The organism is Caulobacter sp. GW821-FHT11E10, from assembly GCF_058808375.1.
In genome coordinates, this window is sequence record NZ_JBXARP010000002.1 from 282,020 (window position 1) to 296,719 (window position 14,700).

12 protein-coding genes and 1 tRNA gene are annotated in these 14,700 nt (G+C 67.6%); 6 read left to right on the plus strand and 7 right to left on the minus strand.

The annotated features are described in order from the left end of the window. Window positions 1-41: 41 nt before the first annotated feature. Window positions 42-2,222: an acylase gene (locus AC1RRV_RS04450; RefSeq protein WP_492858374.1), complete on the plus strand. Its 2,181-nt coding sequence runs from the start codon at window positions 42-44 to the stop codon at window positions 2,220-2,222. A 130-nt stretch (window positions 2,223-2,352) separates the two neighbouring features. Here AC1RRV_RS04450 and AC1RRV_RS04455 read toward each other — a convergent pair whose 3' ends face one another. Genes AC1RRV_RS04455 through cobA form a run of 5 tightly spaced genes read right to left on the minus strand, consistent with a single transcriptional unit; the run spans window position 2,353 to window position 6,440 of the window. After that, complete coding sequence (locus AC1RRV_RS04455; RefSeq protein WP_492858375.1) at window positions 2,353-3,087, minus strand: phosphoadenylyl-sulfate reductase; 735 nt, start codon at window positions 3,085-3,087, stop codon at window positions 2,353-2,355. Further along, on the minus strand, window positions 3,087-3,593 hold the full coding sequence (locus tag AC1RRV_RS04460) for a DUF934 domain-containing protein (protein WP_492858376.1): 507 nt from the start codon (window positions 3,591-3,593) through the stop codon (window positions 3,087-3,089). The genes AC1RRV_RS04455 and AC1RRV_RS04460 overlap by 1 nt, the downstream gene beginning before the upstream one ends. Beyond that, window positions 3,577-5,235, minus strand: a complete 1,659-nt coding sequence (locus AC1RRV_RS04465; protein ID WP_492858377.1) for a nitrite/sulfite reductase — start codon at window positions 5,233-5,235, stop codon at window positions 3,577-3,579. Before AC1RRV_RS04465 ends, AC1RRV_RS04460 begins: the two co-directional genes overlap by 17 nt. A 6-nt stretch (window positions 5,236-5,241) precedes the next feature. Beyond that, window positions 5,242-5,601: a DUF2849 domain-containing protein gene (locus AC1RRV_RS04470; RefSeq protein WP_492858378.1), complete on the minus strand. Its 360-nt coding sequence runs from the start codon at window positions 5,599-5,601 to the stop codon at window positions 5,242-5,244. Next, a complete protein-coding gene (cobA, locus tag AC1RRV_RS04475) occupies window positions 5,598-6,440 on the minus strand; it encodes a uroporphyrinogen-III C-methyltransferase (protein WP_492858379.1) in 843 nt (280 codons plus the stop codon). The genes AC1RRV_RS04470 and cobA overlap by 4 nt, the downstream gene beginning before the upstream one ends. A 253-nt stretch (window positions 6,441-6,693) precedes the next feature. Between cobA and gcvA the strand changes: the two genes are divergently transcribed. Next, window positions 6,694-7,650 (plus strand): transcriptional regulator GcvA, encoded by a 957-nt coding sequence (gene gcvA, locus AC1RRV_RS04480; RefSeq protein WP_492858380.1) that lies wholly within the window; start codon window positions 6,694-6,696, stop codon window positions 7,648-7,650. Between the two features lie 48 nt (window positions 7,651-7,698). Then, window positions 7,699-8,028: a chorismate mutase gene (locus tag AC1RRV_RS04485; RefSeq protein ID WP_492858381.1), complete on the plus strand. Its 330-nt coding sequence runs from the start codon at window positions 7,699-7,701 to the stop codon at window positions 8,026-8,028. 148 nt (window positions 8,029-8,176) lie between these two features. Here AC1RRV_RS04485 and AC1RRV_RS04490 read toward each other — a convergent pair whose 3' ends face one another. Further along, complete coding sequence (locus AC1RRV_RS04490; protein ID WP_492858382.1) at window positions 8,177-9,004, minus strand: TIGR00266 family protein; 828 nt, start codon at window positions 9,002-9,004, stop codon at window positions 8,177-8,179. A 432-nt stretch (window positions 9,005-9,436) separates the two neighbouring features. Between AC1RRV_RS04490 and AC1RRV_RS04495 the strand changes: the two genes are divergently transcribed. Then, a complete protein-coding gene (locus AC1RRV_RS04495) occupies window positions 9,437-12,538 on the plus strand; it encodes a TonB-dependent receptor (protein WP_492858383.1) in 3,102 nt (1,033 codons plus the stop codon). A gap of 66 nt (window positions 12,539-12,604) precedes the next feature. Here AC1RRV_RS04495 and AC1RRV_RS04500 read toward each other — a convergent pair whose 3' ends face one another. Then, window positions 12,605-12,943: an Hpt domain-containing protein gene (locus tag AC1RRV_RS04500; RefSeq protein ID WP_492858384.1), complete on the minus strand. Its 339-nt coding sequence runs from the start codon at window positions 12,941-12,943 to the stop codon at window positions 12,605-12,607. Window positions 12,944-13,027: 84 nt separating this feature from the next. On the opposite strand from AC1RRV_RS04500, the gene AC1RRV_RS04505 reads away from it, so the two are divergent. Next, a tRNA-Lys gene (locus tag AC1RRV_RS04505) sits at window positions 13,028-13,103 on the plus strand. 271 nt (window positions 13,104-13,374) lie between these two features. Next, window positions 13,375-14,697 (plus strand): MdtA/MuxA family multidrug efflux RND transporter periplasmic adaptor subunit, encoded by a 1,323-nt coding sequence (locus AC1RRV_RS04510; protein ID WP_492858385.1) that lies wholly within the window; start codon window positions 13,375-13,377, stop codon window positions 14,695-14,697. Window positions 14,698-14,700 lie beyond the last annotated feature (3 nt).

A 14,700-nucleotide genomic window follows, 5' to 3' on the forward strand; every position in this document is an offset into this window, starting at 1 on the left:
GTGATGACCATTCGAGGCCCGCGAAGGGCTCGGGAGGTCGCATGCGTTTGTCCGTCAGTGTCTTGGCCCTGGTCTCAGCAGCCCTTCTCGCCGCCTCACCGGCGCATGCCGCTGACGATCTGTCCCGCCAGAAGGCCCAGGCGGCCAAGGTCTCGATCACCCGCGACGACTGGGGCATCGCCCACATCCATGGCAGGACCGACGCCGACGCGGTGTTCGGCATGGCCTACGCCCAGGCCGAGGACGACTTCAACCGCGTCGAGACCAACTTCATGACCTCGCTGGGTCGCACCGCCGAGGCGGAGGGCGAGAAGGCAATCTGGGCGGATCTCCGCCAGAAGCTGTTCATCGATCCGACGGTGCTGAAGGCCGACTACGCCCGGAGCCCCGCCTGGCTGAAGGCGCTGATGAACGGCTGGGCCGACGGGCTGAATTACTATCTGGCCACCCATCCGGACGTGAAGCCGAAGGTCATCAAGCACTTCGAGCCCTGGATGGCGCTCAGCTTCTCGGAAGGCAGCATCGGCGGCGACATCGAGCGCGTGGCCTTGACCCAGCTCGAAGCCTTCTACGGCAAGCGCCAGTTGGCCATGACGGCGGACGAAAAGGGCCTGCTGTTCAAAGAGCCCAAGGGCTCCAACGGTTTCGCCATCGCGCCGAAGCTGACGCTGGAGGGTCACGCCCTGCTGCTGATCAACCCGCACACCAGCTTCTTCTTCCGCTCGGAGATGCAGGTCTCCAGCGACCAGGGCCTGAACGCCTACGGCGCCACCACCTGGGGCCAGTTCTTCATCTACCAGGGCTTCAATGCTCACGCGGGATGGATGCACACCTCCAGCGGCGTCGACGTGGTCGACGAGTTCGCCGAGACGATCGTCGAGAAGGACGGCGCGCGCTTCTACAAGTACGGCTCGGAACTGCGGCCGCTGAAGAGCGAGGTGATCTCGGTCCCCTACCGGGCCACCGACGGGACGATGGCGGAAAAGAAGTTCACAGTCTTCAAGACCCACCACGGCCCGATCGTCCGCGAGGCCGACGGCAAGTGGATCAGCATCGCCCTGATGAACAAGCCGGTCGCGGCCCTGCAGCAGTCGTTCCTGCGCACCAAGGCCACGGACTACGCCAGCTTCATGAAGGTGGCCGAACTGAAGGCCAATTCGTCGAACAACACCCTGTTCGCCGACAGCAAGGGCGAGATCGCCTATCTGCACCCGCAGTTCATCCCGCTGCGCGACGACCGCTTCGACTACACCAAGCCGGTCGACGGCGCGGACCCGGCCACCGACTGGAAGGGCCTGCACGCGCTGAAGGATGCGCCGCACGCGGTGAACCCGCCGAACGGCTGGGCCTTCAACACCAACAACTGGCCCTACACGGCCGCCGGTGCCTACAGCCCGAAGAAGACCGATTATCCGAAGTACATGGACACCGCCGGCGAAAACCCGCGCGGGATCCACGCCGAGCTGGTGCTGAAGGACGCCAGGAACCTCACGCTGGGCGGGCTGATCGACAAGGCCTATGACCCTTACCTGACCGCCTTCGCTCGCCTGATCCCGACGCTGGAGGCGGCCTATGCCGCGACGCCCGATGGCGATCCGACCAAGACCAAGGTGGCCGACCAGGTCGCGGCGCTGAGCGCCTGGGACCGCAAGTGGTCGGCCCGCTCGACCGAAACCTCGCTGGCCGTCTTCTGGGGCGAGGCGATGTGGGCCAAGGCCGCGCCGGCCGCCCGGGCCCAAGGCCTCAACCCCTACGACTATATGGCCGACAAGCTGACGGCCGCCGAAAAGCTGGCGGCCCTGGCCGAAGCCTCCGACCGCCTGAGCGCCGACTTCGGCGCGTGGAGGACGCCGTGGGGCCAGATCAACCGCTTCCAGCGTAACGACGGCGCCATCGTCCAGGCGTTCGATGACAGCAAGCCCAGCATCCCGGTGGCCTTCACCTCGGCCCAGTGGGGCTCGCTGGCCTCGTTCGGGGCCAAGCGCTGGCCCGGGACCAAGAAATACTACGGCACGCTGGGCAACAGCTTCGTGGCCGTCGTGCAGTTCGGTGACAAGGTCCGCGCCCGCGCCGTCTCGGCCGGCGGCGAGAGCGGCGATCCGGCCTCCCCCCACTTCAACGACCAGGCGCTGCGCTACAGCGTGGGGAACTTGCGGGACGTGTACTTCTATCCGGAGGATCTGAAGAAGCACGCCGTGAAGACGTACAAGCCGGGGGAGTAGAGGCTCCAAATCCTCTCCCTAGCGGGAGAGGTGTCGGCGCAGCCGACGGAGAGGGAAGAGGCAAGGCATCAAGCCCTTCCCCCTCCGGTCGCTTCGCGACCACCTCCCCCGCTAGGGGGAGGATCTTGAACTAGATATCCCCGCCCACGTTCGGCGCCACGCCCGGCGCGCGCGCCACGTGGATGCCGCACTCGGTCTTTTCCTGACCCGCCCAGCGGCCCGAACGGCCGTCTTCCGACGGCTTGGTGCAGGGCCAGCAGCCGATCGAGGCATAGCCCTGGGCCACCAGCGGATGAGCCGGCAGCTGGTGCTCGGCGACATAGGCTTCCAGCTCGGCCTTGGCCCAGTTGGCGAGCGGATTGAACTTGATCTTGCCGTCGGCCTCCTCGACCACCGGCAGGCTCAGGCGGTCGCCGCCGTGGAAGCGCTTGCGGCCCGTGATCCAGGCGTCGAACCCGCCGATGGCGCGGTCCAGGGGCAGCACCTTGCGGATGTTGCAGCAGCCGTCGACGCTGGTGCGCCACAGGTCCGAGTTCGGGTCCTGGGTCGCCAGGTCCGCGAAGGCCGGGCGCAGGTCGCGCACGTCGGTCAGGCCGAACTGGGCGGCGAGGTTCTTGCGGTAGTCCAGGGTCTGGCCAAACAGCATGCCGGTGTCGAGAAACAGCACCGGAATCTTCGGCGACACCTGCGAGGCCAGGTGCAGCAGCACGGCCGACTCCGCTCCGAACGACGAAACCAGCGCCAGGCGGTCGCCGAAATGGTCATAGGCGGCGCGCAGGATGGTCAGCGGATGGGCGTCGCGCAGCTCGGCGTCCAGCCGGGCCGCGAGGCCAGCAGAGGTCCCACCGATCTGGTCGTACGCCATCAGCCCGCCCTCTCCTCGAACGCGACCTGACGATCGTCTGCCGCGCGCTGATAGACGTGGCGGAAGCGGCTGGCGGCCTTGGTCCAGGCCTCGGGCGTGGCGCCATCGTTCGGCTCGAAGGCGTCGAAACCGCAGCGGACCATGAAGCCGGCCTGCTCTTGCAGCACATCGCCCACGGCGCGGACCTGGCCTTGATAGCCGAACCGCTCGCGCAGCAGCCGGGCCGAGGTGTAGGCGCGGCCGTCGCGGTACTTCGGGAAGGCCAGGGCCACCACCGCGATGCGCGGCAGGTCATAGGCCAGGACCTCGACCTCTTCGTGGGACTCGATGCGCACCCCGACGCGGCGGCTGTTGGAAGACAGCAGCGCGTCGCCCTCGGCTTCGAAGCGGGCCAAGGACAGGATCACGTCGCCCGCTTCGGGGATGGCGTCCTCGTCGGTGACGTTGACGAAGGCGTCGTCGGCCCAGCGGGCCTCGCCGTCAGCCAGCTCAATCAGCTTGGGCATAGACCGCCTCCTTGAAGGGCTCGAGGCCGACGCGGCGATAGGTGTCGAGGAAGCGCTCGCCGTCGGCGCGGACGTTCAGATAGGCGCCGACCAGCTGGTCGACGGCGCTGGCGACCCGGTCGGCCGGCAGGGCCGGACCCAGGATCTTGCCGATCGAGGCGTCCTCGGCCCCCGAGCCGCCCAGCGACAGCTGGTAGAATTCCTCGCCCTTCTTATCGACGCCCAGCACGCCGATGTGGGCGACGTGGTGGTGGCCGCAGGCGTTGATGCAGCCGCTGATCTTGATCTTCAGCTCGCCGACGTTCTCGGCGCGATCGGGATCGGCGAACTGGCGGGCGATGTCCTGGGCGATCGGGATGGCGCGGGCGTTGGCCAAGGCGCAGTAGTCCAGGCCGGGGCACGCGATGATGTCGCTGATCAGGTCGATATTGGCCGTCGCCAGGCCGTTGGCCTGCAGGGTCGCGAACACGGTCGGCAGGTCGTCCTGCTTCACGTGAGGCAGCACCAGGTTCTGGGCGTGGGTGACGCGCAGGTCCGAGAAGCTGTAGCGCTCGGCCAGATCCGCCACGACGTCCAGCTGGCCGGCCGAGGCGTCGCCCGGCGTCTGTTCCTGGGCCTTCAGCGAGACCTCGACGATCGCATAGCCCGGCTGCTTGTGGGCGCGGACGTTGTTGCGGACGAAGCGGGCGAAGGCGCTGTCATTGGCCTTGGCGAGCTCGAAGGTTTCCGAACGGGCCGGGAGGGTCTCGAACGGGGTCTTGGCGAACGCGGCGCGAATACGGTCCAGCTCGGCCGTCGGCAGGTCGGCGCGGGCGCCGTCGATCTTGGCCCACTCTTCCTCGACCTGACGCGCGAACTCCTCGGCGCCCAGGGCGGCGACCAGGATCTTGATCCGGGCCTTGTAGATGTTGTCGCGACGGCCGTGGCGGTTGTAGACGCGCAGGATCGCTTCCAGATAGCTCAGCAGCCGCTCGGTCGGCAGGAACTGCTTGATGGTCGGGCCGACATAGGGCGTGCGCCCCTGGCCGCCGCCGACGATCACCTCGAAGCCCAGCGCGCCGTCGCGGCCTTGGCGCATCAGCAGGCCGATGTCGTGAACCTTGGCCGCCGTGCGGTCCTTGGCCGAGGCGGTGATGGCGATCTTGAACTTGCGCGGCAGGAACGAGAATTCCGGGTGCAGGGTCGACCACTGGCGGATCACTTCGGACCACACGCGCGGATCGTCGATCTCCTCGGCCGTGGCCCCGGCATAGGGGTCGGACGTCGTGTTGCGGATGCAGTTGCCGCTGGTCTGGATGGCGTGCAGGTCCACCTCGGCTAGCTTGTCCAGAATATCCGGCGCGTCCTTCAGCTTCACCCAGTTGAACTGGATGTTCTGGCGCGTGGTGAAGTGGCCGTAGCCCTTGTCATAGTCTCGGGCGATCTCGGCCAGACGGCGGGTCTGGGTCGGGTTCAGCGAGCCGTAGGGAATGGCGATCCGCAGCATGTAGGCGTGCAGCTGCAGATAGAGGCCGTTCATCAGCCGCAGCGGCTTGAACTGGTCCTCGGTGATGTCGCCGGCGAGGCGGCGGGCGACCTGGCCGCGGAACTCGTTCGAGCGGTCGATCAGGAACTCTTTGTCGATGACGTCGTACTGGTACATGCCGCCCTACTTCCTGCGGATCAGGTCGACGCGGCCGGTCGAGCGCGCCGCGCCCGCCGCGTGCCGCAGGGCTTCGACGACGTCGCCGCCCTCGGCCTGCTTGCCGTGCGTGGGTTCGTTGGAGGGGCCCAGGGCCCGGATGCGTTCGCGATAGCTGAGCGGCGCCCAGCGGCCTTCGGACTCGACCAGATCGATCGGATAGACGTCGACCACAACGGTGGGCTGGCCCTTGCCCGTGGCGACCGCGGCCTCGATCGGCTCCTCGGTGTCGAACAGCTCGGCGTCGCCGAAGCGCTCGACCCACAGGCCGCCCTTCCAGAAGACGACCTCGCCGTCGATCAGGCGATTGGCGGTGACAGCTTTCATGAGCGCGCGCTCACCTCGAACGAAACGGACTGGGAAATCTCGGTGGCCCCTGGGCCGACATCGGCCAGGGCCATGGCCTCGCCGACCATCAGCAGCGCGGGGCCGGTCAGGCCTTCGGCGGCTTCGGCCAGGCCGGCCAGGGTGGTGAGGATGCGGCGCTCGTCGGCGCGGCTGGCGTTCTCGACCACCAGGGCCGGGGTCGAGCCCGCGCGGCCGGCGGCGGTCAGGCGCGCGGCGATCAGGCCGGCCGTCGAGACGCCCATATAGACGACCACCGTCTGGTTCGGACGCGCCAAGGCGGTCCAGTCCAGATCGGGATCACCGTGAGCGGCGTGGCCGGTGACGAAGGTGACGGCCTGGGCCGCGCCGCGATGGGTCAAGGGGGCCCCCGCGCTCGCGCTGGCGGCCAAGGCGGAGGTGACGCCGGGGACGACGTGGCACTCGACGCCCGCCGCGCGGCAAGCCAGAAGTTCCTCGCCGCCGCGACCGAACAGGAACGGGTCCCCGCCTTTCAGCCGGACGACATTCAGACCGTCCAGGGCCAGGCCCACGATCAGCTGGTTGATGTCGTCCTGCGGCAGGGTGTGACGCGACTTGCGCTTGGCGACATTGATCCGGCGCACCGACGACGGCGCCAGATCGAGGATCTCGTCGGAGACCAGGCCGTCATGAACGACCACGTCGGCGGCGCGCAGGGCGTTGAAGGCGCGGAAGGTCAGGAGGTCCGGATCCCCGGGCCCCGCCCCGACCAGCCACACCGCGCCCAGGGCGCGATTGGCCCGAGTCCCGCCGACGACGACGAGACCGGGCTTTCGGGAAGGCGCCTTGCGAGGGGCCATCGGATTCAGGTCCTCTAAAAGCGCGGGGCGAGACTTCCGCCGTCGCGCGACCCTTTGAGTTTTCAACGCAATACGGGGCGGCTCCTACGAACCACCCCGCCCTACCTTGGAAGAAATAGTGGGGGCGACCTTGCGGTCGCCCCCACGGCGTCCACTCGCGAAAAGGGCCAATCCGCCAGCGAACGCTTGCAAAGTCGGCGCGAAGGGGCCAATTCGCAAACAAGGACTTCTGCCGGGGCGTTCAGTAAAACTCATGGAAAGACCGAACGAGCGCCGCCGCCTGCCGCCCCTGAACGCCCTGCGCGCGTTCGAGGCCGCCGCCCGGCACCTGAACTTCAGCCGCGCCGCCGACGAGCTGTCGGTGACGCCCGGCGCCGTCAGCCAGCAGATCCAGAACCTCGAGGACTATGTCGGGGCCGCCCTGTTCAAGCGCACGCCGAAGGGCCTGTTGCTGACCGACGCGGCCCAGACCGCCCTCCCCGCCCTGCGCGAGGCCTTCGACCGTCTGGCCGAGGCTGCCTCCCTGCTGACCGCCGCCGTCGACGGCCGTCGCCTGACCCTGACCGCCGCCCCCTCGTTCGCCGCCAAGTGGCTGGTGCCGCGCCTGGGCAAGTTCGAACAGGCCCATCCCCAGGTCGACGTCTGGCTGTCGGCCGGCATGGAGGTCGTGGACTTCGCCACCGGCGAGGTCGACATGGCCATCCGCTACGGCTCGGGCCGCTACCCGGGCCTGGAGGTCATCCGGCTGTTGCAGGAGACGGTGGTGCCGGTGGCCAATCCTGACCTGCTGACCGAGAACGCGCTGGAGCGGCCCGAAGACCTGGCCCACCACATCCTTCTGCACGACGGCTCGCCCGACGCCGACGACAGCTGCCCGGACTGGGCCATGTGGCTGGCGGCGCGCGGCATCAAGAATGTCGACGGGGCGCGAGGCCCGCGCTTCAACCAGTCCAGCATGGTCATCGAGGCCGCCGCCAACGGGCGCGGCGTCGCCCTGGCCAAGCGCACCCTGGCCCAGGCCGATCTCGACTCCGGCCGCCTGGTCATCCCGTTCGAAGCCGCGACGGCGGTCGACTTCGCCTATTACGTGGTCCACCCCAAGGCCAAGGGCCGCCTGCCCCAGGTGAAGGCCTTCGTGAACTGGCTGCGGACCGAGGCCGAGGCGCACGAGGCCGCCCTGCGCACGATGGACAACGGCGCGGGCATTTAGGCGCTTACGGTACTGGTTTCCGAGCCCGGAAACCGCTTAAAGAGGCCCATGAAAACGACGACTCTCACGGTCGACGAGCGGCTCGCTCCCGTCGACTGCCAGACCATGGCCGATGTGCGCCGGGGCGTTGACGCCCTGGACCGGGCCCTGGTCCAGCTCCTGACCGAGCGCCAGGGCTACATGGACGCGGCGGCCCGCATCAAGGCCGACCGCAACAAGGTGTTCGACCGCGCGCGGATCGAGGACGTGGTGACCAAGGTCCGGGCCGCCGCGCGCGAGTCCGGCCTGTCGGAAGCGATCGCCGAACCGGTCTGGCGGACGCTGATCGACCGCTGCATCGCGTACGAATACGACAGCTGGGACAAGACGAAGGGCTGAGGGCCCTCCCCTCTCCCCTTGCGGGAGAGGGTGACCCACGCAGTGAGTCGGGTGAGGGGTCGCGCCGCCCTGTCGGACAGGTCCTTCAACCCCTCATCCGCCAGCTTCGCTGACACCTTCTCCCGCAAGGGGAGAAGGAACGCGCCCACTAGTCCCCGTCGATCAGATTCCCGAACTGGCCGAGGATAGAGCCCTCGCCACGGTTGCCGCCCTGGCCCTGCGCGGCCTGCATCATGCGGCCGGCCAGGCGCGCGAACGGCAGCGACTGGATCCAGACTTTCCCCGGCCCACGCAGGCGGGCGAAGAACAGGCCCTCGCCGCCGAACAGCACGCTCTTCACGCCGCCAGCCATGACCAGGTCGAAGTCGACGCTGGGCGTATAGGCGGCCAGGCAGCCGGTATCGACGTGCAGCTCCTCGCCGGGCGCGAGCGTGCGCTCGACCAGGGCGCCGCCCATCTGGACGAACACCCAGCCATCGCCTTCCAGGCGCTGCATGATGAAGCCTTCGCCACCGAACAGGCCGGTCATCATCCGCTTCTGGAAGTGGATACCGATCGACACGCCGCGCGCGGCGGCCAGGAAGCTGTCCTTCTGGCAGATCAGCGTCCCGCCCAGCTGGCCCAGGTTCAGCGGCAGGATCGAGCCCGGCGTCGGCGAGGCGAAGGCCACCCGAGCCTTGCCCGTCCCCTGGTGGGTGAAGACGGTGGTGAACAGGCTCTCGCCGGTGATCAGCCGCTTACCCGCGCCCAGCAGCTTGCCCATGATGCCGCCGCCCTGGTCGGCCGCGCCGTCGCCGAACACGGTGGTCATCTGGATGCTGGCGTCCTTCCAGACGAAAGCGCCGGCCTCGGCCACGGCGCTCTCGCCGGGATCGAGCTCGATCTCGACGAACTGCAGTTCCTCGCCCTTGACCTCGAAGTCGATGTCGTCGGCGACGCTGGCGCTGCGTTGATGGCTCCAGGGGCTGGGGGGCATGGGGAGGTCTCCTTTGTCTAGAGCACCGTTCTAGCGAGCCCGCGGTCGCGCCGCTAATGAAGCATCGGTAAGTCGGCGCCCAATTTCGGCGCGACTCGCGCTGAGCCGCGGCTCTTGGCCAAGAGCGGTCAAGTCGGCGACGCCGTCTGGTCATACCATTGGTCGGACAAATGGGCGCCGAATGCGTGCCCGCCTCGCGCCAAAAATGGGGCGTCAGAAGGCAAGTTTTCCCTGGCGATTCAAGGCATGCTGCCGCAATGGGCTTGGACGCGCTTCCAACGTGCGGCGGCTAATCCGCATCCTATGGTTTTGGCCTGACCAAGTGGTCGCCACCTCCGGATAAGTGGCATTACCAATTCTTGACAACGATCCGAACTGGTCGGATAAGTCTCCCTCAAGGGCGCCAGGTCAGTGCGCCGGGGGAGGCATTTCATGATCCATGCTCGCAACACCTTCGCTCTCCGCACCGCGCTGATGGCGTCGTGCGCCGCGCTCGCGGTCGCTTCGGTCGCCGAAGCGCGCCAAGCCACGCCGGCTCCGGCCGCGCCGAAGCCGGAAGCCGAGACGGTCGAAGCCGTCGTCGTCACCGGTTTCCGCCAGGCCTACGCCAACGCCATCGCGACCAAGCGCGAAACCCTCGAAATTTCGGACGGCATCTCGTCGGACGGCCTGGGCCGCTTCCCGGACCTGAACGTCGGTGAAGCCATCCAGCGCATTCCCGGCGTCCAGATCAACCGCGAGGCCGGCAGCCGCAACGCCACGATCAGCCTGCGCGGCCTGCCCGGCAGCTTCGCCCGCACCACCCTGAACGGCGGCGCCTTCGCCGATCCGATCCTGAACGGCTCGACCCCGTTGGGCGCTTTCAACTCTGACATTTTCACCGCGATCAACGTCATCAAGACGCCGTCCGCCTCGAACCTGGCCGGCGGCCTGTCGGGCAATGTCGACCTGCGCATCAACCCTGCCCTGTCGCGCAAGGACGGCGGCTTCGCCAAGCTGTCCTACGAGTATAACGACCTGGGCAACCTCGGCAGCCCGCTGGCTTCGCTGGGCTACAACAAGCACCTGACCGACGACTTCGCCGTGTTCGGCGTCGTGGCCTGGAAGGACGAGAAATTCCGTCGCGACTCGATCACCGTGAACTCGTGGGGCAACCGCCTGGGCGCGATCCAGGTCGGCAACCAGGCCGCCGCCGGCGCCAACCCGGTCTACGACGCTCTGATCGCCGCCAACCCGGGCGGGGTCTACTACCCCAGCCAGACTCGCCAGCTGGTCAAGTTCAACCGCGGCACCACCCTGTCGGCCTCGACGGGCTTCGAGCTCCGCATCAACGAACAGTGGAAGTTCGGGACCAACGCCTTCATCACCAAGCGCAAGCTGGATGAAGCCACCAACAACCTGCTCTACATCGACGCCGGCGCCGGCAACGGCACCAACACCGCCCTCGCGGCCACCTCGGCCGTCGCCAAGATCACCGACATGGGCACGCCCTACATCGTCCAGACGCCGAACGGTCCGCGCGCCTACATCAACAAGTTCAAGGCCGAGAACATCAACACCTTCGACTCGGTCCGTTCCGAGCCGGCCGAGAACCAGACCTGGGCCATCAACCCGACCCTGGAGTTCAAGAACGACGACTGGAAGGCGACCGCCACCGCGACGATGTCGCGCGCCAAGGCCTACGCCAACCAGATCGAACTGGACGTCGTCCAGAACCCCTATCGCAACCTCGGTCCCGCCGGCCTGAACGGCATCGTCGCGACGGTTTACACGGGCGGCGCCAACCTGGGGGACTACACGGCGACCCTGGTCACCCCGCACGCCACCCACCTGCCGACCGGCGGCTTCCTGATCCCGGCGACCAACACCGCTCCGACCCAGGCCGGCGCCCAGATGCCGGGCCAGAGCGCCACCACCGCCGCCGACCGCTTCGGCGTCACCGGCACCAACGGCCAGGCCAAGAACGAACTCGACGCATTCCAGGTCGACTTCGAGCGCACCCTGGAGGGCTTCGTGAACGTGCTGCAGTTCGGCGGCCGCGCCGAGCACAACAAGTTCACCTCCAGCGGCTCGCGCAACACCGCCCTGGGCGCCCAGACCCAGAACATCACGCCGGACATGGCCTACCAGCTGTCGTACGCGAACGACTTCTTCGGCGGCCAAGCCGGCGGCGCGACGACCAATTGGATGAACGTCGACATCAACCGGGTGCTGAAGGCGATCACGCCGGTCAACACCAACCTGCGCACGACCCTGAACCCGAACGGCCTGCCCGACCAGTTTCTGCTGGGCGCGCCGGGCGTGTTCCTGACGCCCTACGGCGTGGTGAACAACTACACGGACGGCAACTACTGGAACAACAACTTCAGCAACCAGAACGACGTCCTGTCGGCCTATGCCGCGGCCAAGTTCAAAGGCGACCTGTTCAGCATCCCGATCCGCGGGACGGTCGGCACGCGCTATGAGCGCACCGACCAGAAGATCGTCGCCCTGAACTGTAAGAACTGCACCACGGCGCTGTCTAACCAGGCCGGCGCGATCAACCACTCGCTGAGCACCTCGACCCGCAAGAACAAGTTCGACTACTGGCTGCCGTCGGCGATCATCATGGCCGACCTGCGCGACGACCTGGTGTTCCGCGCCGCCGCCTACCGCACCTACGTCCGTCCGCAACCGCGCGACAACGTGCCGACCACCTTCGTGCAGGTGCCGGTCGATGTGAACCCGCCGACCGACCCTGTCTACACGGTCACCTTGGGCGCGACGGACATCAAGCCGTACACCTCCGACTCGTATGACATGTCGCTGGAATGGTACAATCGTCCGGGCGGCCTGATCTCGCTCGCGGCCTACCGCAAGGAAGTGAAGGGCTACATCGGCCCGATCACCGACCAATCGGTTCTCTGCCCGGCCAGCGGCAAGATCGATGGCATCGACGTCGACCTGGGCACGCTGACGATCGACACCTCGGCCGGCTCGCCCAAGTGCATCAGCTCGAACAGGTTCACGGGTTCAGGCGGCGTGCTGAAGAACGCCGAAGTGCGCGTCACCGGCAAAACCAACCAGTCGCCGATGACCGTCACGGGCCTTGAGTTCAACATCCAGCAGAACCTGGATTTCCTGCCGGGCTTCTGGAAGAACTTCGGTGGCGCGTTCAACTACTCGTATACGAAGATCGACGGCAAGGACACGGCGGGCAACAAGATCACCCTGCCCAGCGTCTCCAAGAACAACATCAACGTGATCGGCTACTACGAAGCCGACTGGGGCGGCGTCCGTCTGGTCTACAACTGGCGTGACAAGTACGACCTGGCCGCCGGCAATTCGTTCGTCGGCGACGCCCGCACGGTCAAGGCCCGCAGCCAGCTCGACGCCTCGGCCTCGCTGAAACTGACCAAGGACATGACGATCTCGGTCGACGCCTTCAACCTGACCGACGCACAGCGCTCGGAATACGAAAACGACCCGATGCTGCCGCGCTTCATCGACTACGACGGCCGCACCTATCAGGTGACCCTGCGCGCCAAGTTCTAGGCGAAGAGACCAAACTCCTCCTCCTGCATGGGGCCGAAGTTCGCTTCGGCCCCTTTCTTTTTGCCGCTAGCCTTTCAGCGACCGCAGGGCCTGTTCGTGGGCGTAGGCGGCGATGTCCATCAGGGCCACGTCCAGGGCCGTCTTGACCCCCTCCAGGCTCTCCTGGCCCGCCTCGCAGCGCTCGCAGACCTCGCCGAGCTGGAAAGCGCCCACGCCGCGCGCCGCGCCCTTCACCGTATGGACCGCGTCCTTCCAGCCGGGATGGCTCGGATCCAGCATCGGAGTCCACAGCGCGGCCTGCTCACGGAACAGCGCCAGCACCTCGTCGACGACCCCGGAATCCCCCGCCGCGAACCCTTCCAGGTAAGCGAAATCCACGGCTCCGCTAATATCTCGTCTGGCCATGAAAAAAGCTCTTGCGCTGCCAAAATCATTGCGTATGTTCCGCGCCTCGCCGCCGGGGCTCGCAAGTGCTTCGGACCGTCGAATGGGTGTATAGCTCAGTTGGTAGAGCAGCTGACTCTTAATCAGCGGGTCGTAGGTTCGAATCCTACTACACCCACCATTCTCTCGAAAAATCAGTAAGTTGTCCGGGGCCGCGCAAGCGGCCGAGAGCCCCTGCGCGCCGGCCTCTACGCCTGCCATTTTCCGCGAAATGACGGCCTTCCGACATCGAAGCGGAGCCACATCGCGGCGAGATCATTTCAGCTCTGCAAACCGGCGCACATGTTGGGCCTCTACGGGTCGGAAGACCGTCTGCGTACCGGCGGTCCTCCGGGCCGGCCTGTCGCCGCCCGCTCACCCCGCGCCTGGCGCGGCCGGCTCGAAGGCTGACGATGACCGACTTTCAGACCACCGCCCCGCGCACGCCTCCGCGCCGCCGGACGCTGATCCTCGGCGGGCTGATCGCCATCCTCGCCCTGGTCGGGATCGTCTGGCTGGCCTGGGCGCTGCTGCACGGCGACAAGGGCGAAGGCGGCGGCCAGGGCGGTCCGGGCGGCGGAGGCGTCGGCGGCCGTCGCGGCCCGGCCAGCACGGTGGCGGTGGCTAGCGCGACCGCCACGGACCTGCCGATCATCATCGAGGCCCTAGGCACGGTGAAGCCGGCCGCCACCGTCACGGTGCGCCCACAGGTCTCGGGCACGATCACCCAGGTGATGTTCCGCGAAGGCCAGGTGGTCCAGCGCGGCCAGGCCTTGGTCCAGATCGATCCCCGCCCCTTCCAGATGTCGCTGATGCAGGCGCAGGGCAACCTGACCCGCGACGAGGCCCAGCTGGCCGCCGCGCGTCTCACCCTATCGCGCTACCAGACCCTGCTGACCCAGGACTCGATCGCCCGGCAGGAGGTCGACACCCAGGCCGCGACGGTCAAGCAGCTGGAAGGCACGGTGATGTCGGACCGCGCCGCCGTGGGCACGGCGCGCCTGAACCTCGGCTTCGCCCGCATCATCGCGCCGGTCTCGGGCCGTGTGGGCCTGCGCGTCACCGACGTAGGCAACTATATCGGCTCGGGAGACGCCAACGGGGTGGCGGTGATCACCACCGTCTCGCCGATCGACGTGGAATTCACCGTCCCGCAGGACGACGTGCCGCGCATCGCCGCCCGCCAGGGCCGGGCCAACGTGCCCGTCACCGCGCTCGACCGGACTCGCACCCAGACCCTGGACCGCGGGACCTTCTCGACCCTCGACAACCTGGTCGACACCGGCACGGGCACGGTGAAGGCCAAGGCGCGCTTCCCGAACGCCGGGAACGCCCTGTTCCCCAGCCAGTTCGTCAATGTCCGCATGGAGCTGGACACCATCAAGGGCGCGATCGTCGTGCCCGCCACGGCTGTCCGCCAGGGCGGCGACGGCGCGTTCGTCTGGCTGCTGAACCCCGACAAGACCGTTTCCAAGACCCCCGTGAAGATCGGCCAGGCCACCGGCGTCCAGGTCCAGATCACCGAAGGCCTCAAGGCCGGCGACAAGGTCATCACCGAAGGCGGCGACCGCCTGCGCGACGGCGGCAAGGTCCAACTGCCCGGCGCCCGTCCGCAAGGCCAGGGCAAGGGTGAAGGCAAGGGCAAGGGCCAACGTCGGAACCGCGACGGCGCCCAAGGCGGCAGCCAGGGCCAAGGTCAGGGCGGCGGCGAAGGCCGTCGCCAGCGCCAGGACTGACCC